Below are 26446 nucleotides of genomic sequence, written 5' to 3'. Positions count from 1 at the left end.
GCGGTGTATATCGTTGATGATATGCGCCGCTTTTTCGTGATGGGCATGATGAATATGATGGCATGAGCCGCGTGACTGAATGTTGCATTTTGTGATCAAGCGATCCTGTTTTGATATGTGCGCGTGTCTGAGCGGAGCAGGGGGGCAACTACTACACGATATAATAGCGGGATGCTAAAACAAATAACGATCAAACAAGAAGTTAAAACCATCGGCGTTGGTTTGCACTCAGGCACCAAAGTAGATCTGGTATTGCGACCGGCACCGGTCGATACCGGTATTGTATTTACACGCACCGATTTGCAGCCACCAGTCGTGTTTCCGGCGCAGGCTCTGAATGTCGGGGATACCAGAATGGCGTCCACCTTATCGAATAACGGTGAAAAAGTTTCCACCGTAGAGCACTTGCTGTCCGCTTGCGCGGGCCTTGGTATTGACAATCTATACATCGACATCAGTGCTGAAGAAATTCCGATTATGGATGGTTCGGCTTCCTCTTTTGTTTATCTTTTGCAGCAAGCCGGCATGCAGGAACAGAATGCCGCGAAAAAATTCATTCGTGTTTTAAAGCCCGTTGAAATTCGCGAAGGAAGTGGTGCATCAGAAAAATGGGCGCGGTTGGAACCATTCGATGGTTTCAAACTGCACTTCTTTATTGAATTTAATCATCCTGCGGTGGATGGTACGGTGCAGACAGCAGAGGTCGATTTTTCTAAAGTGTCTTTTGTTAAAGACGTAGCGAGAGCACGCACGTTTGGCTTTATGCAAGACGTAGAAATGCTGCGCGGGATTGGTCTGGCGCGCGGCGGCTCAATGGAAAATGCGATCGTGATGGATGAATACCGCATTCTGAATGCCAACGGTTTGCGTTTTGACGATGAATTTGTGCGGCATAAAATCCTCGATGCCATCGGTGATTTATATCTGATCGGACACCCTTTGCTGGCAAGCTATACCGCGCATAAGTCGGGACATGGTTTGAATAACCAGCTACTGCGTGCTTTGCTGGCGCAGCCTGATGCCTATGACATCGTCACATTTGATGAGGCGCATCTGGCGCCGCCTTCGTACGCAAAACTGGGCATAAGGGAATGGGAGCAAGTCTGATTTCAGGGGGAGTATGTCTTTAAAATGCCATTCTCCACATGAATAATGCAGGGGCTAATATTAATACTCCACCTGAGTATATTTTGTGGAAATAGTCGCCAGCTATTTTTCGGTATCCCGCGGAAGATGGTGGCGTTGTATCAGATGATGTAGCGCTGCGCGTAAATCTGCATTTTGTGGCGTATCTTCAAGTGCATTTTCTAACGCACCAAACGCCTGCAAGGCCCTGCCAGGAAGCGCCAATTGTTTCTGTGGGGCAACTTTCTCTACTACCCTTCTTACTTGTACTTTGATCCGGATTGCGTTAATCTGCCAGCCCCGATCTTGCAGATGTGATTGCAATTTTGGACACTGTTGTTTGAGTTTGGCGGCAATGGCAGCGTTCGGCGATGAGAGCGTCAATTGACCATCAGCCAGTTGCATGACTTCGCAACTATCAAACATCGGGGGCAAAATGGCCCCGCAGTCTTTTTGCAGTGAGGCGTTGCGTTGTATCGTGGGCAGTAAGGGAGAGATCTTATCGTTACGACGTAAAAAATCTGCGGCATCACTGGCTCCGGTCAGTTTTTTGCCGAATTTGATGTTGATGCGATAAGGAGGGTTTGGCGATGTTGACATGCGCAATACCATACCACAAACAGCATGCTTCAAGATTGGCAAAGCTCGTTGTCTTCACAGGAGCCTGTTGATGCAAATTATTCTGATGCACTCTCGTTTTACGCAAGCAAAATCCGTGACCTTATCCTCGCGTCATGTGATTGCCGGATTCCTTGTTTTTTTGTTGGTCAGTATGTTTTGCGGAGCGCTGATGGCTGGGCTGACATTGCGTCTGGCAGGGGCGGATATGCCGTTCGTGCGACAACTGGTGCCGGCTGTGCATGTGGATGATCCGCTGGCAAAAGACCGTTATGTCAAAGAAAATCTGGCGGCAATGGCGACCAAGCTGGGTGAAATGCAGGCGCAGCTGATCCGTCTGGATGCATTGGGCGAGCGGGTGCAAGGTCTGGCGGGCGTCAAACCCGAAGAATTCAATTTCAAGGAATTGCCTGGCCGTGGTGGCCCTGAAGTCGCCTCCGCACCAGCTACCGAGCTGAACTTATCTGAATTTCAGGCGGCGCTGGACGCGATGGCAAAAGATGTTGAACATCGTTCCGATTATCTGAATGTCGTAGAAACGCAGTTGATGGGTTTTAAGATTAAATCCAAACTCTTGCCCACCATACAACCGGTGAACGTTGCTTATAATGCATCGGGTTTTGGCTGGCGACTTGATCCTTTTACGGGGCGAAGCGCATTCCATGAAGGCATCGATTTTTCTGGGCCGACGGGCACACCTATCGTCGCTGCTGCCGGTGGAGTAGTGATTGCCGCTGAATATCATCCGCAATTTGGCAATATGCTGGAGATTGATCATGGTGGCGACATTGTTACCCGCTATGCTCATACCTCTAAAATCTACGTCAAACTGGGCGATATCGTGAAGCGCGGCCAGCATGTCGCCGACATTGGCTCTACTGGTCGCTCCACAGGTGCGCATCTGCACTTTGAAGTCAGAGTCAAAGATGTACCGCAAAATCCGCATAAATTCCTGTCGGCGGGAGCAAATCAGGCAAATCAGGATAATCTGGCTACATTCAGCCCGAAATGAGCTTGAGTTTGCCGTTTTAGTCACCAACTCATTGATTGCAATCATGATTAGATCAGGCGGTACTGATCTAATGAGTAGTCCTGCATGGTAGAATCGCGAACTATCCTATTGTTGCTGTGCAATGAAGTTTTTTGCAGCGGCTTTTTTCAGAAATTAACTTTCCGTCCATAGCATGTCATTCCTGACCAAGATATTCGGCAGCCGCAATCAACGGCTTTTGAAACAGTACCAAAAAACAGTGCGTGAGATTAACGCATTGGAACCCCAGCTGGAAGCTTTGTCAGATGAGGCCTTGCAGGCCAAGACTGCCGAATTCAAGGCGCGCGTGGCTGGCGGGGCAACATTAGACAGCCTGTTGGTTGAAGCGTTTGCTGTCTGTCGTGAGGCCAGCAAGCGTGTCCTGAAAATGCGCCATTTCGATGTGCAGATGATAGGCGGTATGGTTTTGCATTACGGAAAAATTGCCGAAATGGGAACCGGTGAAGGTAAGACCCTCATGGGTACTTTGCCTATCTATCTGAATGCCTTGTCCGGTAAAGGCGTGCATGTGGTCACGGTGAATGATTACCTGGCACAGCGCGATGCCGAATGGATGGGCCAATTATATGGCTGGCTGGGTCTGACGACAGGCATCAATCTGTCGCAACTCGATCACGATGCCAAGCAGGAAGCCTATACCTCTGATATTACGTATGGCACGAATAATGAATTCGGTTTCGACTATCTGCGCGACAACATGGTGTATGAAGCCAAGGATCGCGTACAACGCAGCCTGAATTTTGCTGTCGTTGATGAAGTCGATTCGATTCTGATTGACGAAGCCCGCACACCGCTGATTATTTCAGGTCAGGCTGAAAATCATACCGAACTGTATTACAAGATCAATGAAGTACCGAAGCTGTTGACCTTGCAAATCGGTGAAGAAACACCGGATGGCAAAGGCAAGATTGAAGTGCCTGGTGATTACACCAAAGATGAAAAAGCGCATCAGGTATTGCTGACCGAAGCCGGTCACGATAAAGCAGAACAGATTCTGACACAAATGGGCTTGTTGCCGGAAGGCGCGTCCCTGTACGACGCAGCGCACATCAGTCTGATTCATCACCTGTACGCTGCCTTGCGCGCGCATGCGCTGTATTTCAAAGACCAGCACTATGTGGTGCTGGACGATGAAATCGTCATCGTTGATGAATTCACTGGCCGTATGATGACTGGCCGTCGCTGGTCGGATGGCTTGCATCAGGCGGTCGAAGCGAAAGAGGGCGTCAAGATTCAGAACGAGAATCAGACGCTGGCGTCGATCACATTCCAGAACTATTTCCGCATGTATGCCAAATTGTCCGGTATGACGGGCACGGCGGATACAGAGGCGTATGAATTCCAGGAAATCTACGGACTCGAAACCGTTGTTATTCCACCTAATCGTCCTTCGCAGCGCAAAGATCGTCAGGATCAGGTCTATAAAACGGCGGGCGAAAAATACGGCGCGATGCTCAAGGATATACAGGATTGTTATGAGCGCGGTCAGCCGGTACTGGTCGGCACGACGTCGATTGAAAATTCTGAATTGTTATCCGACATTCTGAATAAAGCAAAATTACCGCATAACGTGCTGAACGCGAAACAGCATGCGCGCGAAGCGGAAATCATTGCACAGGCAGGACGACCAAAGGCGATCACGATTGCGACCAACATGGCCGGGCGTGGTACGGATATCGTTCTGGGTGGTAATGTGGCCAAGCAAGTGCAGTTGATTGAAGCGAATCCGGCATTGTCGGATGCGGACAAGCAGGCGCAGGCGCAACAATTGCGCGATGAATGGAAATCGCTGAATGAGCACGTCGTTAATGCTGGCGGCTTGCATATCATCGGTACCGAGCGCCATGAGTCACGCCGCGTCGATAATCAGCTGCGTGGTCGTTCCGGTCGTCAGGGTGATCCTGGTTCCAGTCGTTTCTACCTGTCACTGGATGATCAGTTGCTGCGCATATTTGCCGGCGACCGCGTGCGCGCGATCATGGACAGACTGAAAATGCCGGAAGGCGAGCCTATCGAGGCCGGTATCGTTTCACGCTCGATCGAATCGGCACAACGCAAAGTAGAAGCACGTAACTTCGATATCCGTAAGCAATTACTGGAATACGATGACGTGGCCAACGATCAGCGTAAAGTCATTTATCAGCAGCGTAACGAATTGCTGGAAGCGCATGATATGACCGAGTTGGTCGCCTCTCTGCGCAATGGCATGTTTGAAGATGTGGTGCGCACCTACGTGCCTGCGCAATCTGTCGAAGAGCAATGGGATATTCCGTCGCTGGAAGCAGTGCTGGCAAATGAATGGGCGCTTGATTTGCCGCTGGTAAAAATGTTGTCGGATGAGCCTAACCTGACTGATGACGATATCCTGACCCGTGTGCAAGAAGCCGCCAATACCGCGTATGAGGCAAAAACGGCGCTGGTCGGTAAAGAATCTTTTGCCGGTTTTGAACGCAGTGTGATGCTGCAAAGTATTGATAGTCATTGGCGTGAACATCTGGCAGCGCTGGATCACCTGCGCCAGGGTATTCATTTGCGTGGCTATGCACAAAAAAATCCTAAGCAGGAATACAAGCGCGAAGCCTTCGAATTATTTGGTCAGATGCTGGACCTGATTAAAAACGAAGTGGTTCGTACGGTCGTGACAGTACGCATCCAGTCGCGTGAAGAAATTGAAGCAGCAGAAGAGCAAATGGCGCAATCTCAAGTCGAGAATATCCATTATCAGCACGCTGATTTCGATGCCGATGCCTCTCCAGAGGAAATGCTGGCACCGGCGGCCGTGGCCGCAGCAGATTCAGCCCAGTCTGAATTGAGTTACGGGCTGAAAGTCGGACGTAATGATCCATGCCCTTGCGGTAGTGGTAAAAAGTACAAGCAATGTCATGGCAAGCTGGCTTAACGCGGATGCTGCATGATGTAAAAAGGGGCGATTTTCGCCCCTTTTTTTTATGTTGTTCCGTTCACGACTTACAAGGTCAGCTTGATCAGTCTCACAAGGCTCAGAGCACTCATAAGACTCATAAGACTCATAAGACTCATAAGACTCATAAGACTCATACTACGCGCACACCCAGAGCGCTCATCGTGCTGACCGCGTGGTTTCAGCGCAAGTGATGCTGTAACTGTGTCACCAGATCGCATAGTCGTGGACGCACTTCTTCCATCAGAAATGCTTGTTTCAATACAAAAGAGGGCCCGCCGCAATTGATCGCCATTGGCATCATTCCGGGGCCGGGGGAAAACGCCACGGCAATGGCATTTACTTCAGGTTGCCACTGGCCAAATGACGTACAGCATCCAAGCTCAGCATACTCTTGCAGAGCCTGTTGTATTTCGCTCTGCAACTGTGGCCAGCGTGCTGGTTCTGCCTCGGCAATATCTGCCAATACTTGCTGTTGATGTGCTGCGCTCAGTTGTGCGATGAAAGCGCGTCCCATTGCTGTGGTCGCGACAGGAATCCGCGAGCCGACATCCAGACTCAGTGTCAGTGCGGTTTGGCTGCGGCAGTTTTCGATATAAATCATGCTGAGTTTGTCGCGCATTCCCAGCGACACCATCCCCTGCGAAAAATCTGCCAGCTCCTGCATCAGCGGGCGTGCCAGTTGGCGGACATCCATACGCGCAATCATGGCACTGCCCAGCGCCAGCGTTGCAGAACCCAGCGCATATTGACCTTGATGCGGCAGGTAATTCAGGTAACCGAGCTTGGTCAGCGTATAGGTCAGACGCGATACCGTTGATTTGGGTAGTTGGCATCGTTTCGCAATATCGTTGTTGCCCAGCGCTTTGTCTGCAGAACGGAAACAGGCCAGGACTTCGAGCCCACGTGCCAGTGCGGTAACAAAGTGGCGATCTTCTTTGCTATTCGTATTCATTGCCGATATTCCTTCTTGAAATACTCAGGGGAGTATATTTTTTCTGTGCTTTAAATATAAGGACGGTACGCTATTTTGACTAAAAAACAGGGGGAGTATAGGTTGATTCGTCTTTATTGCTGCTTTTTTGCATGAATGAGGGGTCATTTATACGCCACTGAATCATCGTCGTTCAATGGTTGTCGCTGCATTGTGATTGATCAATGGCTTGACGGTTTTTATCACAGCTTTTACATTGTAGATTGCATAGCGGAACATAATTCTGCAATGCAGAATAGCATGTTACTCACTAGCTTGCCCATCGGCGATAGTATGTTGTTGGGATATTAATTTCAGACACTCTTCATTCCTTATGTTGCTTTTTCTTCTGATGACTGTGTACGCGTTATGAATCTGAATTTCACCGAAGCAGACCAGCGTTTTCGCCGCGAGGTGCAAGACTTTCTGCAATCCTCCTTACCTTCAGCCTTGCGCGAGAAAGTGTTGAATGGTCTGATCCTGACAAGAGACGATTACGTTGGCTGGCAAAAAATCCTGCATGCAAAAGGCTGGGGTGCTGTCAGCTGGCCGCAGCAATTCGGTGGAACCGGCTGGAGTGCGGTGCAGAAGTATATTTTTGAAGAGGAGTGCGCGGCAGCGGGTGCGCCGCGTCTGCCGCCATTCGGCACCAAGATGGTGGCGCCGGTACTGATGGAATTTGGTTCTGCCGAACAGCAGCAGCGCTTTTTGCCGGACATCATCTCTGGCCAGAAGTGGTGGTGTCAGGGCTATTCCGAGCCAGGCTCCGGCTCTGATCTTGCCTCGGTGAAGACCAGCGCAGTACGTGGCGTTGACGACGACGGACACTATTATCTGGTCAATGGTCAGAAAACCTGGACCACACTGGCACAATACGCGGACTGGATTTTTTGCCTGGTGCGTACCGACAATGAGGTCAAACCGCAACGCGGGATTTCGTTTTTGCTGATTGATATGACATCGCCAGGTGTGTCGGTGCGTCCTATCATCAGCATGGATGGCGCACATGAAGTCAATGAAGTCTGGCTGGACAATGTACGTGTGCCAGCAGATAACCTGATCGGCACCGAAAATCAGGGCTGGACGTATGCCAAATTTCTGTTGGGGCATGAGCGTACCAATATTGCTGGCATCGGCATTGCCAAGCGCGAACTGGCGCGCCTGAAAAAATTGGCGAAGCAGGAAATCAAGCATGGTCAGCCTTTGTTAAAAGACCCCTTGTTCGCCGCTCGTATCGCCCAGATAGAAATTGATCTGACCGCACTGGAAATTACCAATCTGCGCGTCTTGTCTGCTGAGCAGCAGCAACGTGCGCCGGGGCCGGAGGCATCGATATTGAAAATCAAAGGCACTGAAATCCAGCAGGCGATCACAGAATTACTGACGCAGGTCGTCGGCACCTATGCTCTGCCATTGCGCCGCGAGGCGATGGAGCTGGGATTCAGTGGCGATCCTGTCGGCCCGTCCTATGCCACTTCTTTGGCTGCCAATTATCTGAACATGCGCAAGCTGTCGATTTATGGCGGGTCAAATGAAATTCAGAAAAATATCATCGCCCAGATGATCATCGGTTTGTAGGAGCACACAATGGACTTTAGCTTTTCTCAGGAACAACTGATGTTGCAAGAGGCAACGCGCCGTTTTCTGTCGCATGAATATCATTTTGAAGCGCGCCGTGCGTTACAGCGGACATCTGCACAGGGATGTCATCCCGATATCTGGCAAGGGTTTGCCGATCTGGGGCTGCTCTCCCTGTTGATTCCAGAACAGGATGGCGGTATCGGTGGCAATGGTATTGATACGCTGCTGGTGATGGGCGCGATCGGTGAATCACTGGTGCTGGAGCCGTTTCTTGCCAGCGCGGTGATGGCGAGCAGATTGATTGCTTCGCTTGGATCAGAAGAGCAGCGTGCCGGTTTGTTGCCAGCCTTAGCCAGTGGCGAACAGATTGTTGTCGTGGCACATGATGAGCCCGCCACTCGCTTCGATCGTCTGGCGGTGACGACGCGTGCTACACAGATAGATGGCGGCTATCGCTTGCAAGGACATAAGTGCCTGGTATCACACGCCGCTTGCGCTGATCATCTGCTGGTTACAGCAGTGCTCACATCGGCATCGCCACAAACTTCCGTCACTTCAACTTCAACTTCAACTTCAACTTCAACTTCAACTTCGACTTCAACAGCAGAGCTGGCAGTATTTCTGGTGCCGCGCGATGCGCCCGGCCTGCGCCTCACGTCGTACTCCACCGTCGACAGCATCGCTGCCAGCGAAGTCCGGCTGGAACAGGTGCTGGTAGCGGATGCACAACGCTTGTCGCTGACGGATGCGTCCGCGCAGATCAGTCAGGTGCTGGATATAGGATTAGCAGCCGTCTGCGCGGAGGCGGTCGGCGCGTTGGATAAATTACTGGCAGCGACCGTGGAATACACCAAAAATCGTCGCCAGTTCGGGACAGCTATCGGCCAATTTCAGGCATTGCAGCATCGGATGGCAGATATGGTATTGCATATCGAACAAGCCAGATCCATGAGTTATCTGGCCGCCATGTCCGCCGACGATCCTGATCCGGAAGCACGCAGCCTTGCCTTGTCTGCCGCAAAAGTCGTGATCGGGCAAGCATGTCGTTTCGTCGGACAGCAGGCCGTGCAACTGCATGGCGGTATGGGCGTGACGGATGAACTTGATGTCAGTCATTACTTTAAGCGACTGATGGCGATTGAATTGCAGTTTGGCAGCACTGATCAGCATCTTGAACATTACGCCAGACAGTTATCGTGACGTGTTGGCGGTGTTTTACAGTTCACCGTCCACGCTCAGGGTGCAGTCAAAAGAATGCCGAGTGCGCGCTGGTGGCGAATAAAGGTGTACCGATACAACACGTTCGTGACGTATTTGTGACTCTGCCGTGACGCTGTTATGACATGATCACGAACTGACAGTTAACCTGTTTGCGATCATGCAAACAGCATCGCAGCGCAGCAAAATGCCCTACAATGACGGCTCGATTTCATTCCAAGGAACTTATCATGGCCGTCAATTCTCCTATTCCTGTTGCTGCTGACTTGAAACCGGTTGCCGGTATTCGTCTTGGATATGCGGAGGCAGGCATTCGCAAGGCAAACCGCAAAGACGTGCTCGTCATGGAGCTGGCACCAACTGCAACCGTTGCCGGCGTATTCACGACGAATCGCTTTTGTGCCGCACCGGTGCAGGTCTGTAAAGCCCATCTGGATGGTCTGCATATGACTTCCGGTACCATCCGCGCATTGGTCGTGAATACAGGAAATGCGAATGCAGGAACAGGCGATGCAGGTCTGGCTGCTGCCAACGCCACTTGCGCCGCACTGGCCGATTTGCTGGGATGCGAAGCCGCACACATTTTGCCATTTTCTACTGGTGTGATTCTGGAACCCTTGCCAGTTGATCGCCTGGTCGCTGGTTTGCCGCAAGCGATTGCCAATCTGAGTGAACATCACTGGTTTGAGGCGGCCGAAGCAATCATGACTACTGATACGCAACCGAAGGCGGCATCCGCGACGGTCACAATCGGCGGCAAGTTAGTGACGCTGACGGGTATCAGTAAAGGCGCCGGCATGATCAAACCCAACATGGCCACCATGCTGGGTTATCTCGCTTTCGATGCAAAAGTCGCACAATCGGTGCTGGATCATCTGGTTAAACAAGCTGCCGATAAGTCCTTCAATTGCATCACCATCGATGGCGACACATCGACCAATGATTCTTTCATGCTGATTGCGACAGGCGCGTCGGATGTTGAGATCAATGACATTGATACGCCGGAATATGCTGCCCTGGCAGAGGCCGTCGTTGCGCTGTCGCAAAAGCTGGCGCACATGATTATTCGTGATGGTGAAGGTGCCACCAAATTCATCAGCATTGCAGTAGAAGAGGGACGCGACGTTGAAGAATGCAGAAAAATCGCCTATTCCATTGCTCATTCACCACTGGTCAAAACCGCTTTTTTCGCCTCCGATCCAAATCTGGGTCGCATTCTTGCCGCGATTGGCTATGCTGGAGTGACCGATCTGGATGTCAGCAAGCTGAACCTCTACCTCGATGATGTCTGGGTGGCAAAAAATGGTGGACGTAATCCCGATTATCGTGAAGAAGATGGTCAGCGCGTCATGAAGCAAAGCGAGATCACCATTCGTGTAAAGCTGGCTCGTGGTGACGCTGCGACAACGGTCTGGACTTGCGATCTGTCGCATGACTATGTGTCGATCAATGCCGATTATCGTTCATAAGATGTGATGCCATGACTCAGTTAGATCAATTTTTATTGCGTGCCGAGCATTTGCTGAACCGCCTGGAAACCTTGTTACCAGTCGCTCATCCTGCACCTGACTGGCATCTGGGCGTTGCTTTTCGTTGGCGCAAACGTGGTGGCCAGGGTTTTTTGCAAGTAGTGCGTCATGCATCGGCGATTGCGCTGGCTGATTTGTGTCATGTCGACATACAAAAACGGCAGATCGAGCAGAATACCCGCCAGTTTATTCATGGCAAGCCGGCCAATAATGTCCTGTTGACGGGGGCGCGGGGTACAGGTAAGTCTTCGCTGATCAAGGCTTGTCTGAACCAGTTTGCAGATCAGGGCTTGCGTCTGATCGAGGTCGATAAATCTGATCTGGCGGATTTGCCGGATATTGTCGATCTGGTTGCCAGCCGTCCTGAACGCTTTATCATTTTTTGCGACGACCTTTCCTTTGAAGAAGGCGAGGCGGGTTATAAGGCGCTGAAGGTTGCACTCGACGGCAGTATTTCGGCGCAATCGGATAACGTGTTGATTTATGCCACCTCTAATCGCCGCCATCTGTTGCCAGAAAAAGCCTCTGACAATCTTGGCTATAAACATGTCGACGATGATGATTTACATCCAAGCGAAACGGTAGAAGAAAAAATATCTTTGTCTGAGCGTTTTGGGTTGTGGATATCGTTTTATCCATTCAAGCAAGACGATTATCTCGATATCGTCGCTTACTGGCTCAACGATATGGGCTGTGACGCAACTCAGGCAGAGGCAGCGCGTGGCGATGCTTTACGCTGGGCCTTGCAGCGCGGCTCACGCTCCGGTCGTGTTGCATGGCAATTTGCCCGCGACTATGCGGGTCGTCTGGCCGAGCAATAAGATGACGGCAAAACCTGTTGATGTTGCCGTTGGCATTTTGATGAAGCCGAACGGCGACGTATTGCTTGGTCAACGCCCCGCAGGAAAACCCTATGAAGGATATTGGGAGTTTCCCGGTGGTAAAGTCGAATCCGGCGAATCCATTCTGGAGGCGTTGAAGCGCGAGTTCGTTGAGGAGTTAGGCATTCATATTCTCGCTGCGGATCCTTGGTGTGGTGTGGAGTATGTGTATCCTCATGCGCATGTGCGTTTGCATTTTTACATTAGCCGGGATTGGCAAGGTGAGCCGCAAAGCCTGGAAGGACAGGCATTTGCCTGGCAAGGCAGTTTTGCTGTGTCCCCTTTATTGCCGGCAACAATTCCTTTATTGGAGTGGCTGGATTTGCTGCGCGACAAAAATCATTCAGAGTTAATTTTATAGTTATTTTGATAATGATATTTTGTTGTCGCACTGCACCAAATTGGGTTCATGCCCATCTCGGTTTTTGTGCATCTTAATTCGGCGGGACACCCTGCCGAACTCTTCTTTGCTGTCAAGTCTCGACATTTCCCTGTCTTTTTAACGCAACTTTTCTCACCTTTTCCCAGATTGTCTGCTATTTTGCCGACTGCGCTAATCATTTGCTGTCGGATTTAATTACACTGTATTGAAAATAATACAGTGTAAGAAAATGAATACAAAGCTCAGTTTAAAGCGCTGTATAGAGGTAAATTTCAATATATTTCATATTAATGAAATATTGTCTGTATTGAATTTGATACGATTTTTTTCTTGAATCCAACGAAAATTTTATAAGTCGTTGAATTTTTTCAATAAAATTTTGTGGCACGCTGATTGCTACTACGAATCGCAATTCCCTAAAATGCGATGGAGTGTTGAAACTATGCAATATGTGGCTGGCAGAGCTGGTGCGATCCTGCGAATTGATTTACAGGCGGTTCGAGATAACTATCGCCTCTTGAGTAAGATGCTCGGCACGGCAAAGTGCGGTGCTGCGGTGAAGGCGGATGCTTACGGACTGGGTGTTGTCGAGATATCCAGAGTGTTGTTCGAAGAGGGTTGCCGGCATTTCTTTGTCGCCCATCTGGAAGAAGCCATTGTTTTACGTCCTCACCTGTCATTGGATGCTGCCATTTATGTGATGCACGGCTCTCCTGTCGGTTACGAAGCAGAATTTCTGGAACATCGCTGTATTCCTGTGCTCAACAGCGCGCAGCAAATATCTGCCTGGCGTGAGCTGGCTGCGAGCCGCCAACAACAATTGCCTGCGATCGTGCAGCTCGACACCGGCATGTCTCGTATGGGACTGTCGACACAAGAAGTCAATGATTGGGTCGCTAATCCGGAGTTATCGAGTGGTATTGACATCCAGTTTTTGATGAGTCATTTGTCTTGTGCTGAAGATCAGTCGCACCCGATGAATCGTTCTCAGTTACATACATTTCAAGCTTTACGTTCCCGATTACCTACATGCGGTGCAAGTTTTGCCAATTCTTCCGGTATTTTTCTGGGCACGGATTTTCATTTTGATCTGGCTCGTCCGGGTGCCGCGTTGTACGGTGTTGCACCTGTCGCAGGTCAACCCAATCCTCTGAAGGCTGTAGCGCATCTGCAAGGACGGATTATTCAGACGCGTGACATTCCAGCGGATACAGGCGTTGGTTACGGTTTAACCTGGCGTAGTCAGAAACCAAGTCGTATTGCGACCGTGGCCGTCGGCTATGCAGACGGCTGGATGCGCAGTCTCAGCAACCGTGGTGTTGCCGAAATTGCAGGCAAGACCGTACCAATGGTTGGCAATGTGTCGATGGATACGATCACTCTTGATGTCAGCCAGATCGACGCTGCACATTTGCAACCGGGGGCGCTGGTCGATCTGATTTCAGCGACCAACACCGTAGATCAGGTTGCTGCCAAAGCCAATACCATCGGCTACGAAATTCTGACCAGTCTGGGTTTGCGCTATCAGCGTGAATACTCAGATTCCTCAACCACGATTTCCCATCAAACTAACGCTTAAATCAGCAGTCCGGAGAGAACGATAATGAAAGTAGTCATCTTGGGAGCGGGCGTCATCGGCACTGCATCCGCATATTTTCTTGCTAAAGCCGGTCACGAAGTGACGGTGATTGATCGCCAGCCTGGCGCAGGTCTGGAAACCAGTTACGGCAATGCCGGTGAAGTGTCACCGGGATATTCCGCACCTTGGGCTGGCCCCGGTATTCCATTGAAAGCGATTAAGTGGCTGATGATGCAGCATAGCCCTTTAGCGATACGTCCAAGCCTGGATCCAGCCATGTGGCGTTGGGTGACTCAGATGCTGATGAACTGTACTACCAAGCGTTACGGTATTAACAAAGGACGCATGCTGCGAATGGCGGAATATAGTCGCGATGTGCTCGAACAGCTACGCGAAGATACCGGTATTCGTTACGATGAGCGTACTCAGGGCACTTTGCAGTTATTTCGTAATCAGCAGCAGCTGGATGCATCGGCGGCTGATATCGCGATCCTGAAACAATACGATGTGCCCTACGAGACGCTGGATAAGGCCGGTTGCCTGAAAGTAGAGCCTGCGCTGGCACATGTTCAGGAAAAATTTGTCGGTGCGTTGCGTTTGCCAGGCGACGAGACTGGAGATTGCCTGAAATTTACGCAAAATCTGGCCAAACTTGCGGAAGGTCTGGGCGTGCAGTTTAAATACGGTACCAGTATTGAACGACTGGTGCGTCAGGGCGATAAAGTCACTTCTGTGATGACATCGGCCGGTGAGTTCAAGGCCGATACCTTTGTCTTGGCACTCGGAAGCTACTCGCCTATCCTCTTGCGCGAACTCGATATCCATATCCCAGTATATCCGATCAAAGGTTATTCAATTACCGTGCCGATTACCGACGCTTCCCGCGCACCGGAATCGACGGTCATGGATGAAACTTATAAAGTTGCCATTACTCGTCTGGGTGACCGCATCCGTGTCGGCGGTACGGCCGAAATCGCTGGCTACAATCTTGATTTGCGCGCTGATCGTCGTGCCACGCTCGAGCATTCTGTCACGGATTTGTTCCCTGACAGTGGTGATGTGGCCAAGGCCGAATTCTGGACTGGTTTGCGTCCGATGACACCAGACGGTACACCAGTGATTGGCCCTACGCCATACCGGAACTTATTCCTCAATACTGGCCACGGAACACTAGGCTGGACTATGGCATGTGGCTCAGGTCAGTTTATCGCGGATGTGGTTTCAGGTAAGCGTCCAGCAATTTCAACCGAAGGTTTGTTTATGGATCGTTATGGCAGCGTTAATCGTCCGATTATTGTCTCTAAGGAGTTGGCATGAACCAGTTTGAACAATTGATTTCTTCAACGCAGGTATTTTCTGATGCTAACCTCAACACGCGGTTTTACACGGCGATTGAATTGCTGGCGCAGATTGTCATGGTGATGCCACGTACGGCAACGGTGAGTAATCTGGCGCAGATTACCGGTAAAACGCCTCGTGTAATTCGTTCGATTTTATCGACGTTGAGCAAAGATGGTCTGGTTGGGCGGGACCTGAAAGAAAAAGATGCCTGGCATTGCAGAGATTGTAATGGCATCATCACGTTAGGTGACGTTTATCGTTGTTTTGTACGTGCCGAAGAAATTGCTTTGGAGAAAAATGCGCCGGAAATGACTGAGGAAACGGATACTGAATTTGATCCGGAAGTTCGTCAGTTGCGCAGTGCAGGCCAGCATAGCGTTGACTTGTTGATGATGCAGGTGAAGATGACAGTCAACCGCGTGGTTGTTCAGCAACTGGAACAATTTGATCTGGGGCGTTTGCGTGGCCTGGCTTCCACAACGTCTTATCGTCGGCAGCACGCCAGACCTCGAGGCTATATCCCAGAGCCGTATTAATCTTTTCAGGATGGACGCAAAATCGCGCTAGTAGCGCGTGAGAGTTTATTGTCTGGTAATTGATTGTGCCACTTTCATCGCCATGCTTTACCGGTTCAATTTTGCGTCAGTCCTGATTCATTACCCTACCATTCATGCGTATTAGTATTCAATTTAAAGACCGGGTTGGCATTGCGCATGAAATACTGGCTGTGCTCGCTCGTCGCGGGCTCAACGTTGCCGCTGTTGAGGTTGATCCTCCGTATATTTATATCGATAGCCCTGAGCTGTTGGAATTTATGTTGCCGTCCTTGCAGGCAGATTGCCAGCAGGTAAGGGGAGTAAGCGAGATTAAAGTGCTGGATGTGTTGCCCGGCATACGTCGTCGTCTGAATCTCGATACCATGATGGCAGTAATGGAAGATCCAGTATTGGCTATTGATGGTCATGGTGATCTGGTGATTGCCAATGCGGCGGCGGCGGCGGTGGCAGGCGTCAGTGAAAGCGTGTTGTGCCAGCGCAGTCTCAGCGAAGTGCTGGATGATATCGGCATTCAGGAGGAATTGATACAAAACGGCTTTCGCATGCCCACTCGCGAAGTGATGCTCAAAGGCGAGCCGTTTTTTATGGATGTGACGCCAGTCTCTGAGCCCATCAGTACAGATGCGGCGCAATTAGGCAAATCAGTCGGTGCAGTATTGACCTTGCATGCCCCGACCAGAATGGGGGGGCGTTTGCATGCACTTCAACATTCAGAAGGTAGTGGCTTTCATTTCATTATTGGTGAATCGGAGCAGATACTTGCCCTGAAAGCACGCGCTGCTCGCATGGCTATCGTGGACGCACCTTTGCTGATTACCGGAGAAACCGGAACAGGTAAAGAATTACTGGCGCAAGCGTGTCACGGAACCAGCGCCAGAAGTAGTGCTCCGTTTCTTGAACTGAACTGTGCTGCTCTGCCTGAGAGTCTGGCCGAGAGTGAATTATTTGGATATATGTCAGGCGCCTTTACCGGCGCTCAGCGCGGCGGCAAGCCGGGTTTGTTCGAGATGGCGGACGGCGGTACAGTGTTTCTGGATGAAATCGGCGAAATGTCGATGTATTTGCAAGCGAAATTACTACGGTTTTTAAATGATGGAAAATTCCGTCGTATCGGTAGTGATAAAGAAGTCAAAGTGAATGTGAGAATCATCAGCGCGACACACCGGAATCTGCGTAAGATGGTGCAGGAAGGCACGTTTCGCGAAGACCTTTTTTATCGGCTGAACGTGTTGCATCTGGAAATGCCCGCATTAAGAGAGCGACCAGACGATATATTATTGCTGGCTCGTCACTTCATCGAGCGAGCCTGCACGCAGGCGCAAAAACCGGTCTGTCGCTTGAATTCTGCAGCCTGTGCCGCACTGGTATCGAATAACTGGTCGGGAAATGTCAGACAGCTACAAAATGTTGTATTCAGGGCAATTACTATGTCGGATCAGCGTGTTCTGGATGCAGCCGATCTCGACTGGGCGGAGGGGAGCATCATTGCAGATGAAGTGAATCTGGATGCGACGGAAAGTTGGGATTTATCTGTCAGTGCTTTTGAAAAATCTTTGCTGGAGAAGCTGTATCCGCAATATCCCTCCAGTCGCAAACTGGCCGCCAGATTGGAAACATCGCATTCTATGATTGCAACCAAATTACGCAAATACGGGATTCCGCAAAAACGCTGAATGCCGTGCAATAACTTTGGTACTGCGAATTTAATGTAATTCTTCAGGGTCTTCCGGAAGATTGACAGCAGGAATCGTATATTTCTCTTCTGCCCATGCCCCCAGATCAATCTGTTTACAGCGCTCTGAACAAAATGGTCGCCAGCGGTTTTCCTGTGTCCACTCCACCTTTTTTTTGCAAGTGGGGCAATCGACAAACGTAGCCATATTTAAAAATTACAGAGAGTCAGATCAAACGGGATATCGCTTTCGAAAGCCTTGGGCTTCATGTCACCATCTTGTGACATATAGCGTATCCATAACATATATTTATTCGCCGAAATTTCAGGAATTGCTCCCAGATCCTGCGCCACACTGACGCGTAGTAACTGGTAGATTTTTCCTTGCAGCATTTGCTGATAACTTCCTGCCTGAGCGATGACCTTACTGGTAGTTCCTGATTCCCGTAATAAGCGCAGAACGACATTAATGGCAACAAACAATGGAGCGATAGGCGCAAACCAGGCGGAGATGTCAGCAAAGCGTTTTTCTGCAGGATTTTTTTGCCATGCATGATAGCTGGGCAGATCAAATTCACAGGCGCCACCGGGGATGATGGTGCGGCCTCGAATACTCATCAGCCATTCATTATCACGCACGTTCTGACCAGTTTTTCCTGTACATGCCACAAGTGCCGTGCTGGCTTTGTCTACGTCTTCCAGCACTTTGTCCAGCATTTCTGCTTGCACATTAGGATTGCTTTTGAAGCTGATCAAAGTATGTTTTTGTCTTTCTAATTCTTGCAATAAGTCAGACTTAAGATCAGCGCGGCCAGCGACTTCCAGCATTTCGAAAATGGTGGCAAGGGCAACGTGATGCTGCATGGGATCAGATTGATGAAGAAAAAACGTAAATTTCTCGTACAAGTCTTCCAGCCGCAATAACGTGCGAATACGCTCGTTGAAAGGGTATTCGTAAACAATCAAAATAGTTTTCCTGTCAAAATTAGTGCCAACGCTAGCCTCTCGTGATTCTGAACCATACCGTGCGAAAAGACAAACATCATGTGCAAATATCGTGTAATTGGTTCATGGACTGGTTCGTTACTTTGAGGTTTAGCCGTTTCTTGCTGATATCAGTCCTGCAAGGCGTCGATAATTCTGGTGCAACTGGTTAATTTTCGTCTGTATAGAAGAAATATCTCCCTCGTTGACGATAACATCATCTGCCGCAGCGAGTCTTTGTTGACGGCTGGCTTGCGCTTGCATGATGGCTCGTACCTGAGTTTCAGTCAGGCCATTTCTGCTGATGACGCGTTGTATCTGTGTGTTTTCGTCGCAATCTACGACGAGTACACGAGACACACGATTTTTCCAGTTGCCGGACTCGACCAGTAGTGGGACGACAAAGATGGTGTAATCACCATCTGCTTTACTCGCAGCCAGTTCTGTTTCCTGTCGTATGAGTGGATGCAGGATTTGTTCGAGTTTTTGCTTTTGAGTAATATCCGTAAAGACGCGTTCCCGCATTGTCACTCTATTCATTGCACCGTCGGCATTAATGCTATCAGCACCAAACTCAGCGAGAATTTGTGGGATTGCTTTTCCTCCTGGTGCCGTCAATTGATGGGCAATTTCATCCGTATCAATGATCGTGGCGCCAAGCTTTGCGAATATATTAGCAACAGTCGTTTTCCCGCTGCCGATACCGCCAGTCAATCCGAGTGAAAATGCTGTCGACATCACAGCATCCCCAGATACAGTCCTGTTAACTGCTTGCCCCAGATTAATGTTATCAGTCCAGCCGCTGCCAGATAAGGGCCAAACGGCAGTGGCGTATCGCGACCCAGGTTTTTTGCCATGATCATGATAATGCCAACAATGGCTCCAACAACGGAAGAGATTAAAATGATAGCGGGTAACATGGACCAGCCCATCCAAGCCCCGAGCGCAGCTAGTAATTTAAAATCACCGTAGCCCATACCTTCTTTGCCAGTAATGAGTTTAAACGCCCAAAACACCAGCCACAATGCCATATACCCTGCAACAGCGCCTATGACCGCATCTGGCAAGGTCGCAAAGGTTCCATGTAAGTTAATTAACAAGCCACACCACAGTAAAGGTAGTGTCAGGTCATCGGGTAATAATTGTGTGTCGGCATCGATCATTGTCATCGCAATCAAGAACCAGCAAAAAACCAGCGATCCCAAACCCGTAATGCCGCTACCAAAATGCCAGATTAATGCTGCTGATAATGTGCCGGTGATCAGTTCTATCACCGGGTAACGAATTGAGATCGGCGTTTTACATCCTGTACATTTACCACCGATAAAAAGATAGCTCAGCACCGGAATGTTCTCTGCCGCCGTAATCTGGTGCCCACATTGCGGACAGGCAGAACGAGGAATCATCAGATTAAAGCGTTCTGTATGAGGCAGCGTTTTACCGCTCTCGCTTGCTACGTAATTATCGGATTCCCTTTGCATCATTTTGGGCAAACGATAAATGACGACGTTCAGAAAGCTACCAATCATCAGACCAAACAGACCAAATGACAGGCTGGAAAACAGATCCCCAGCCTGCGCAAATAAAATCAGTTCCATCATCGTCAGACTACCGCGCCCAGTTTGAAGATTGGCAGATACATGGCAACAACCAAGCCACCAATAATAATACCCAGAATCGACATGATAATTGGCTCCATCAGACTAGATAACTGTGCGACAGCTTCATCGACTTCTTCTTCATAAAAATCGGCTACTTTGCCCAGCATATTATCCAGAGAGCCTGACTCTTCACCAATCGCCACCATCTGCGTCACCATGTTAGGAAAAACATTAGAGTTTTCCATGGCAACGGTGAGGCTGGTACCAGTACTGACTTCGGTTTGAATTTTAATGGTCGCATCCAGATAAACTGCATTGCCTGCGGCCCCACCTACTGAATCCAGAGATTCAACTAAAGGAACACCGGCAGCGAACATGGTTGCCAATGTTCTTGTCCAGCGTGCAATAGTTGCTTTTCTAATGACCTCACCAAATATTGGTGCTTGCAGAAGTAATTTATCCATGGTGCGCTGCATACTCAGAGATCTTTGCCAGGACTGGAAGAAGAAGTAAATACCACCAAATAAACTGCCGAAAATGATGTACCAGTACTGTACAAAAAAATCGGATATCGCCATAACAATGAGTGTAGGCGCTGGCAGATCTGCGCCAAAGCTGGTAAATACTTGTTTAAATGCAGGCACAACCCAGATCATGATCACTGCAGTAACAATAAAGGCGATCGACAAGATTGCTATCGGATAAGTCAGCGCGGATTTAATTTTTTTCTTGATTGCCAGAGTTTTTTCTTTGTAAATGGCCAGACGCGTCAGCAAATCTTCAAGAATACCGGCTTGCTCACCAGCACCGACCAAATTGCAAAACAATGGGTCAAAGTACAGTGGAAACTTGCGAAAAGCCTGATTCAGACTGGTACCAGTTTCAACGTCTCCCCGTATATCTTGTAGTAACTTGGCGACAGATGGGTTTGCGTTACCCTTGGCGACAATATCAAAAGATTGCAGAAGTGGCACACCCGCCTTCATCATTGTTGCCAGTTGTCTGGTAAATAAGGTGATATCGGCATCCGTAATTTTTTTGCCAGAGCTATAAGATTTTTTCTTTAATTTAGTGACTAATATGCCTTGTCGGCGCAGCGTCACGTTGACAATCGCTTCACCACCAGCACGCATTTCACCACGTACCGTTTTGCCTAACTTATCTTTTCCTTCCCACGCATACAGAATTTCTTTTACATGCACAGGTTTGGATGTTTTCGCGGAATTAGTTGCCATATGCCTGCTCTCCGGTTATTCGTTTGTGCATCCTAATACCTCCTCAAGACTGGTCAATCCCTGTTTGACTTTCAATAAACCGGATTGCCGAAGGTTTCTGATGCCTTCACGTTGTGCCTGTTCTTCAATTTCCATTGCGCTGCCGCTGGCAAGAATAATGCGTTCTATGGATTCTGATATCGGCATTAATTGATAAATGCCGACGCGTCCTTTATAACCGCCGCCGTTACATCTGTCGCAACCTACTGGCTCATAAGGCTTCCAGCTTCCATCCAGATCCTCTTCCTTGAAGCCTGCTTGTATCAGAACCTCATCAAGAATGACGGTAGGTCGTTTGCAGGTGCATAAGCGACGGGCGAGTCGCTGTGCTGTAATCAGAATAATGGAAGAGGCAATGTTAAACGGTGCTACGCCCATATTCATGAGGCGGGTTAAGGTTGCGGGAGCATCGTTGGTATGCAGTGTTGAGAACACCATATGTCCGGTCTGCGCTGCTTTGATGGCAATATCTGCCGTTTCCAGATCGCGGATCTCACCCACCATGATGACATCAGGATCCTGGCGTAGAAATGATTTCAATGCGGCGGCAAATGTCAGGCCTGCCTTGTCATTGACGTTAACCTGATTGACGCCGGGTAAATTGATCTCTGCCGGATCTTCTGCGGTAGAAATATTAATACCCGGTTTATTGATAACGTTCAGGCAGGTATACAAAGACACGGTTTTACCTGAGCCTGTTGGGCCTGTGACCAGCACCATACCATAGGGGCGTTGAATTGCGTTGAGCAGTATTTCCTTTTGATCGGGATCATAGCCCAGCGCATCAATCCCCATTTGTGCTTGTGAGCCATCGAGAATCCGCATAACGATTTTTTCACCGAATAAAGTCGGCAACGTACTGACGCGGAAATCGATGGACTTGTTGGCGCTGAGTTGCAACTTCATGCGACCATCTTGTGGAATACGCTTTTCGGAAATATCCAGTTTGGAAATGACCTTGATACGGGAGGATAGTTTGTCTTTGATCGCCAACGGAGGTTGAGCAATTTCTCTTAGTTCACCATCAACACGAAAGCGTATGCGATAGAATTTTTCGAATGGTTCAAAATGCAAATCGGAGGCACCCAGATTGATCGCATCAATCAGCATTTTTTGCAGGAATTTGACGATAGGTGCATCATCCACTTCATTTGCCTGCGCATCCAGCGCAGCCTGCCCGGCGGTATCGTCTTCCTTGAACTCAAGTTCAAAATCGTCGCTGTCAAGATCCCCCAGGCTCTGTTCTGAAGATTTACCCAGTTTCTCCAGTAGTTTCACCAGCGCGTCATGTTGGACGATAATGAGTTCAATTGCCAGCCCCGTCTGGAATTTGACCTGATCCAAGGCTGAATTATTGGTAGGGTCTGATACTGCCAGATGAACTTTGTTCCCTTTTTTTGCAATAGCAACCAGTCGCTGAGATTGCATCAGTTTATGATCGACTAATTTAGCCGGAATCTGGCTTTCATCAATCTGGGTTAAATCCAGAAGCGGGTAGCCAAACGCCTCTGAGCAAAAGGTGGCGAGATCCCGTGCATTGACGATACCACTTTCCAGCAAACCATCGATAAACAGTTTTTTCTCTATCTGAATTTTTTTATTGATAGTCTCAACTTGTTGAGCCGTGATGAGGTTTCCCTGGATAAGTGCTCTGGCGAGCCCTGAATTGGAAACTGCTTGTGCTGTGGACGGAGGGGCTGCAGACATAGGGCTTTTAGGTAAAGTTTGCCAAAACAATCATTTCCTCAGGATAATGCAACCAAGGATAGTTTTTGTAAAGTCATACATTTTAAAACAGTCAGCACCCTCCGCAAAAATACAAAATCGGAAAGCCAGACTGAGAATAGTCAGGCATCTATGCGCAACAATCGGACTATTTTGATCGACTGATGCTGTACCTGGACGATTTCAATAATGCAATGATGAATTTTAATGCAGACGTTTGCTTCAGGAATTTCTTCGAGATAGTCCAGCAATAACCCATTCAGAGTTTTTGCTCCCGTCAGTGGGAATTGTAAATTCAGTCGTTTGTTGATGTCACGCAGACTGGTGCTGCCTTCCAGCAGGCATTCGCCGGTTTCAGTCCAGGAAAATGTGTCGGCACGTGCATCGCCTGGCATGGATGTTGTGAATTCTCCTATCATTTCCTCTATGATGTCCTCCAGTGCAACCAGCCCTTGTACTTCACCATACTCATCAACGATGATGCCAAGTTTTTCACGGTTTTCCTGGAAATAAGTGAGTTGCGTGAATACGTCCGTATCTTGCGGAATAAAGTATGGAGGCGTCAGCAATTGACGAAAATGATCAGTGGTCAGTTCCTGATCCCTGCTCAATAGTGCCATCGCTTTCCGCACATGCATTACGCCGACGATATGATTAATTTCACCTTCGTAGACAGGTAACTTATTGTGATAACAAGTAGTAAGTTGTGACTGAATTTCTTCTATTGGTGCAGACAGATTCAACGCTTCGATCTGCGATCTTGGCGTCATCACGTCGTTGACTGAAACACTTTCCAGATCAAACAGGTTGAGCAAAATACTCTTGTGTTTTTGAGGAATAAAATTACCACCCTCCAGCACAATCGACCGCAATTCTTCGGGAGACAATCGGTGGTCGTGCATAGGTTTGTCGGTATTGATGCGTAGCAGACCCAGCAAAGCATTGACAAATAAATTAACGAACCAGATGATGGGTTGAGCAAGCTTGATCAGTGGTTGTAAGATCACACTGGCCGGAAGTGCAATTTTTTCTGGATAGCTTGCACCAATGATTTTTGGTGCAATTTCCGCAAAAATAATCAGTAGGAATGCGATCGCTGCGGTGGCGATGGTAATGACTTTGTCGTTATTGCCAAAAGCTTCTATCGCCAAGGCAGTCACCAGCGCCGTGATCATGGCATTGATGATGGTTGTGGCAATCAGAATCAGGGAGAGCAGTTTATTGGTTCTCTCCAGAAGCCAGACAGTCGTTTTGGCGAGAGCATGACCACGCTTTGCCAGATGTCGCAAACGATGCCGGTTGATGGCCATCAGCGCGGTTTCTGTCATTGAGAAAAAAGCGGACAGCAGGATCAAACCTGTCAGACTGAGTATCTGTAGCCAAAGGGGAATATCGCTCACGGTATCACCGTGAGCAGAGTGAGGCAATGTATCGCAATGACTTCAGAGCGAGGTGGCATCGCATTAATAATTGCGGTCAACTGCAAACTTGCTGAGGGCAAGTAATGCCTGCTTGTACTGACTTTCCGGTAAATCAGCTATGGCAGCAGATGCCCGTTGGGCAGCTGCGATGGCCTCGTTCTTCGTGTATTCGAGTGCGCCGGAAGACGTGATCGCACTCAGAATTTCATCAAACTTGGATTCGTCACCTTGTTCTATGCAAGTACGCACCAACTCTTTTTGCTCAGGATTACCATTTTTCATCAGATAAATCAGTGGCAAAGTAGGTTTTCCTTCGCGTAGGTCATCGCCAACATTCTTGCCTATATCATTCGCATTGCCAGAGTAATCCAGAACATCATCAATCAACTGAAATGCAGTGCCGATGGAGCGGCCATATTCTCCCGCTGCGTCAATCTGCGTTTCGTTGGCGCCAGCAATCAATGCGCCGACCTGTGCTGCCGCTTCGAATAATTTTGCCGTTTTTGAGCGGATGACTTGCAGATAACGCTCTTCAGTGACATCAGGATCATGCATATTGATTAACTGCAGTACTTCACCCTCTGCGATGACATTCGTTGCATCTGCCAAAATTTCCATCACACGCATACTGTTAATGGACACCATCATCTGGAAAGCTCTGGAATACAGAAAATCCCCCACCAGAACCGAGGCGGCATTACCAAACATCGCGTTTGCCGTTTGTCGCCCACGGCGTAACGATGACTCATCAACAACATCATCATGCAGTAAGGTTGCTGTGTGAATGAATTCGACGATAGCAGCCAGCTCATGATGATGCTGACCACGATAGCTATACGCATTTGCAACCAGCAACACCAGCACGGGACGAATACGTTTGCCTCCCGCGCTGATAATATATTCAGCAATCTGGTTGACGAGCGCAACATCGGAATGCAGCTTGCTTCGGATTACTTGATTGACCGCTGCCATATCACTGGCAATCACGTCATTAATGGGGTTGTTTGGTGTTGTGGCAGACAAGGCGAACCTGCAAAATAATTCAAGACCGCGTGATTATACGACGCCATGCGGTTATTTGCGGCGCGTTGGTGCCGCGAATTCCTGCGGACGGGGTTTTTAACCGACAAGAGTGACCTAGATCATGTTCGCCAGAGCTGTGCTGAAAAAATATGCAAATTGTCTTTGACCTTAAAAGTAAGTCTATGTATAATTTGGGGTTTTCCCGAATTCTTAAGCGCATTAATGGCTTGATGAATCTGGAAGAAAATTTCTTTTATTCATTTGATGAGGTTTCACATGTACGCGGTCATAAAAACCGGCGGCAAACAATATAAAGTTGTCGCTGGTGAAAAACTTAAAGTAGAACAGATACCTGCAGACATTGGCTCCGAAATCACCATTGATCAAGTGCTCGCTTTGGGCGCTGGTGAGACCATTAAGTTTGGTGCTCCATTGGTCGCAGGTGCTACGGTGCTGGCTAAGGTTATAGATCACGGTCGTCACGACAAAGTGCGCATTTTCAAAATGCGTCGTCGTAAGCACTATCAGAAACGTCAAGGCCATCGCCAAAACTACACTGAATTGCAAATCGTTTCTATCAACGGCTAATCTGTAGATCAGCAACTAATCTACCTGTATTTAAGGAGCTAATAAAATGGCACACAAAAAAGGCGGCGGCACCACGCGCAACGGCCGTGACTCAGAATCGAAACGCCTTGGCGTTAAAGTTTACGGCGGTCAAGTAATCAATGCTGGCGGTATCATCGTTCGTCAACGCGGTACACGTGTACATGCTGGTGAAAACGTTGGTATGGGCAAAGATCACACTTTGTTCGCTCTGGTAAATGGCAAAGTCCAATTCGCAATCAAAGGTGCTAACAAGCACCAGTACGCGATTGTTGTTGCAGCTTAATTCTGAATTAATTCACTTTAATTTAAATTAAGGCGCAAGCCAGTACAATAAAAGGCTCTGCCATCGGTAGAGCCTTTTTAGTTTCAAGAGATCCTGTAT

Annotated in this window: 24 protein-coding genes; 14 read left to right on the top strand and 10 right to left on the bottom strand. The window is 48.9% G+C overall.

Features of this window, described 5'->3' with window-relative positions:
• The first annotated feature begins 171 nt into the window (after positions 1-171).
• Entirely contained in the window at positions 172-1107 is a 936-nt protein-coding gene (gene lpxC / locus ACO0LB_RS05165) for a UDP-3-O-acyl-N-acetylglucosamine deacetylase (protein ID WP_423047153.1), read from the top strand.
• 102 nt (positions 1108-1209) lie between these two features.
• Here lpxC and ACO0LB_RS05160 read toward each other — a convergent pair whose 3' ends face one another.
• Entirely contained in the window at positions 1210-1725 is a 516-nt protein-coding gene (locus ACO0LB_RS05160) for a DciA family protein (RefSeq protein ID WP_423047151.1), read from the bottom strand.
• Between the two features lie 70 nt (positions 1726-1795).
• Between ACO0LB_RS05160 and ACO0LB_RS05155 the strand changes: the two genes are divergently transcribed.
• Positions 1796-2755: a M23 family metallopeptidase gene (locus tag ACO0LB_RS05155; protein WP_423047149.1), complete on the top strand. Its 960-nt coding sequence runs from the start codon at positions 1796-1798 to the stop codon at positions 2753-2755.
• A gap of 172 nt (positions 2756-2927) precedes the next feature.
• Complete coding sequence (gene secA / locus ACO0LB_RS05150; RefSeq protein ID WP_423047147.1) at positions 2928-5693, top strand: preprotein translocase subunit SecA; 2766 nt, start codon at positions 2928-2930, stop codon at positions 5691-5693.
• A gap of 202 nt (positions 5694-5895) precedes the next feature.
• On the opposite strand, the gene ACO0LB_RS05145 is transcribed toward secA, so the two are convergent.
• Complete coding sequence (locus tag ACO0LB_RS05145) at positions 5896-6669, bottom strand: IclR family transcriptional regulator (RefSeq protein WP_423047145.1); 774 nt, start codon at positions 6667-6669, stop codon at positions 5896-5898.
• A gap of 387 nt (positions 6670-7056) precedes the next feature.
• On the opposite strand from ACO0LB_RS05145, the gene ACO0LB_RS05140 reads away from it, so the two are divergent.
• The 9 genes from ACO0LB_RS05140 to ACO0LB_RS05100 all read left to right on the top strand — a co-directional run bounded on the left by ACO0LB_RS05140 (position 7057) and on the right by ACO0LB_RS05100 (position 17428).
• Complete coding sequence (locus ACO0LB_RS05140; protein WP_423047143.1) at positions 7057-8265, top strand: acyl-CoA dehydrogenase family protein; 1209 nt, start codon at positions 7057-7059, stop codon at positions 8263-8265.
• A gap of 9 nt (positions 8266-8274) precedes the next feature.
• The gene (locus ACO0LB_RS05135; RefSeq protein WP_423047141.1) at positions 8275-9468 is read left to right on the top strand and encodes an acyl-CoA dehydrogenase family protein; all 1194 of its coding nucleotides are present in this window, start codon (positions 8275-8277) and stop codon (positions 9466-9468) included.
• A gap of 248 nt (positions 9469-9716) precedes the next feature.
• Positions 9717-10955 carry a bifunctional glutamate N-acetyltransferase/amino-acid acetyltransferase ArgJ gene (gene argJ / locus ACO0LB_RS05130; RefSeq protein WP_423047139.1) on the top strand — a complete coding sequence of 413 codons (1239 nt, stop codon included), beginning with the start codon at positions 9717-9719 and terminating at the stop codon, positions 10953-10955.
• A gap of 11 nt (positions 10956-10966) precedes the next feature.
• On the top strand, positions 10967-11836 hold the full coding sequence (locus ACO0LB_RS05125) for an ATP-binding protein (RefSeq protein WP_423047137.1): 870 nt from the start codon (positions 10967-10969) through the stop codon (positions 11834-11836).
• 1 nt (position 11837) lies between these two features.
• Positions 11838-12257, top strand: coding sequence for an NUDIX domain-containing protein (locus tag ACO0LB_RS05120; RefSeq protein WP_423047135.1), 420 nt, complete (start codon positions 11838-11840; stop codon positions 12255-12257).
• Positions 12258-12720: 463 nt separating this feature from the next.
• Positions 12721-13857, top strand: coding sequence for an alanine racemase (gene alr, locus ACO0LB_RS05115; protein WP_423047133.1), 1137 nt, complete (start codon positions 12721-12723; stop codon positions 13855-13857).
• Between the two features lie 24 nt (positions 13858-13881).
• Positions 13882-15174: a D-amino acid dehydrogenase gene (locus ACO0LB_RS05110; protein WP_423047131.1), complete on the top strand. Its 1293-nt coding sequence runs from the start codon at positions 13882-13884 to the stop codon at positions 15172-15174.
• Positions 15171-15734, top strand: coding sequence for a hypothetical protein (locus ACO0LB_RS05105; RefSeq protein WP_423047129.1), 564 nt, complete (start codon positions 15171-15173; stop codon positions 15732-15734). The genes ACO0LB_RS05110 and ACO0LB_RS05105 overlap by 4 nt, the downstream gene beginning before the upstream one ends.
• 134 nt (positions 15735-15868) lie before the next feature.
• Complete coding sequence (locus tag ACO0LB_RS05100) at positions 15869-17428, top strand: sigma-54-dependent transcriptional regulator (RefSeq protein ID WP_423047127.1); 1560 nt, start codon at positions 15869-15871, stop codon at positions 17426-17428.
• Between the two features lie 30 nt (positions 17429-17458).
• On the opposite strand, the gene ACO0LB_RS05095 is transcribed toward ACO0LB_RS05100, so the two are convergent.
• The 8 genes from ACO0LB_RS05095 to ispB form a co-directional block, all read right to left on the bottom strand.
• Complete coding sequence (locus ACO0LB_RS05095; protein WP_423047125.1) at positions 17459-17635, bottom strand: DNA gyrase inhibitor YacG; 177 nt, start codon at positions 17633-17635, stop codon at positions 17459-17461.
• Positions 17636-17637: 2 nt separating this feature from the next.
• Complete coding sequence (zapD, locus tag ACO0LB_RS05090; RefSeq protein WP_423047123.1) at positions 17638-18393, bottom strand: cell division protein ZapD; 756 nt, start codon at positions 18391-18393, stop codon at positions 17638-17640.
• A 129-nt stretch (positions 18394-18522) separates the two neighbouring features.
• Complete coding sequence (gene coaE / locus ACO0LB_RS05085) at positions 18523-19149, bottom strand: dephospho-CoA kinase (protein ID WP_423047121.1); 627 nt, start codon at positions 19147-19149, stop codon at positions 18523-18525.
• On the bottom strand, positions 19149-20012 hold the full coding sequence (locus tag ACO0LB_RS05080) for a prepilin peptidase (protein ID WP_423047119.1): 864 nt from the start codon (positions 20010-20012) through the stop codon (positions 19149-19151). Before ACO0LB_RS05080 ends, coaE begins: the two co-directional genes overlap by 1 nt.
• A 2-nt stretch (positions 20013-20014) precedes the next feature.
• Positions 20015-21247, bottom strand: a complete 1233-nt coding sequence (locus tag ACO0LB_RS05075) for a type II secretion system F family protein (RefSeq protein WP_423047117.1) — start codon at positions 21245-21247, stop codon at positions 20015-20017.
• Between the two features lie 15 nt (positions 21248-21262).
• Entirely contained in the window at positions 21263-22993 is a 1731-nt protein-coding gene (gene pilB / locus ACO0LB_RS05070) for a type IV-A pilus assembly ATPase PilB (RefSeq protein WP_423047115.1), read from the bottom strand.
• Positions 22994-23133: 140 nt separating this feature from the next.
• Complete coding sequence (locus ACO0LB_RS05065; protein WP_423047113.1) at positions 23134-24411, bottom strand: HlyC/CorC family transporter; 1278 nt, start codon at positions 24409-24411, stop codon at positions 23134-23136.
• Between the two features lie 63 nt (positions 24412-24474).
• Positions 24475-25404, bottom strand: a complete 930-nt coding sequence (gene ispB / locus ACO0LB_RS05060) for an octaprenyl diphosphate synthase (protein WP_423047204.1) — start codon at positions 25402-25404, stop codon at positions 24475-24477.
• Between the two features lie 327 nt (positions 25405-25731).
• Here ispB and rplU point away from each other — a divergent pair, with 327 nt between their 5' ends.
• Together rplU and rpmA are read left to right on the top strand one after the other, a co-directional pair.
• A complete protein-coding gene (rplU, locus tag ACO0LB_RS05055) occupies positions 25732-26043 on the top strand; it encodes a 50S ribosomal protein L21 (RefSeq protein ID WP_110255243.1) in 312 nt (103 codons plus the stop codon).
• Positions 26044-26089: 46 nt separating this feature from the next.
• Positions 26090-26347, top strand: coding sequence for a 50S ribosomal protein L27 (gene rpmA / locus ACO0LB_RS05050; RefSeq protein WP_423047111.1), 258 nt, complete (start codon positions 26090-26092; stop codon positions 26345-26347).
• Positions 26348-26446: the final 99 nt, after the last annotated feature.

The organism is Undibacterium sp. SXout7W, assembly GCF_049339385.1.
Taxonomy (GTDB): Bacteria; Pseudomonadota; Gammaproteobacteria; order Burkholderiales; family Burkholderiaceae_D; genus Undibacterium.
The sequence above is the reverse complement of the archived record's forward strand: the minus strand, read 5'-3'. Positions and strand labels throughout refer to the sequence as shown.